Origin of the sequence: Bacillus sanguinis (assembly GCF_018332475.1) — a bacterium.
GTDB lineage: Bacteria > Bacillota > Bacilli > Bacillales > Bacillaceae_G > Bacillus_A > Bacillus_A sanguinis.
The window spans coordinates 1-341 of record NZ_BOQB01000585.1 but is presented as its reverse complement, the minus strand read 5'-3'; the positions used below and the strand labels follow the sequence as shown (position 1 = coordinate 341).

Genomic DNA, 341 nt, shown 5'->3' with positions numbered 1-341 from the left:
AAGATTTTTTAAGTACGATAAAAGACGTGAATGCTGTATTTGTTATTGAGAACCCATATGCAGGGGCATTAGAAACTTCAATTTTAGAGTTAGTACAACATGTCGTAAATCATGGTACATATCATAGAGGAAATATAACAGCGATGATTCGTCAACTTGGTCATTCTTCGACAATGATGGATTTTGTACTGTATTTACATATGGTTAAAAAGCAGGAAGAGTAATATTATTTGTAAGAAGGAGAGGCTTTCATTGTAGAAGTCTCTCCTTCTATTTTATCGTGCATGAATGGTCGATCGACAGATTAAAACTTCACTTTATTTCTTAAGAGGCTTTCTTTT

At 33.1% G+C, this 341-nt stretch carries 1 protein-coding gene; it reads left to right on the top strand.

Annotated features, from left to right (window positions below):
- On the top strand, positions 1-224 hold a 224-nt coding region (locus tag KI369_RS28705), incomplete at its 5' end, for a DinB family protein (protein WP_274382501.1).
- Positions 225-341 lie beyond the last annotated feature (117 nt).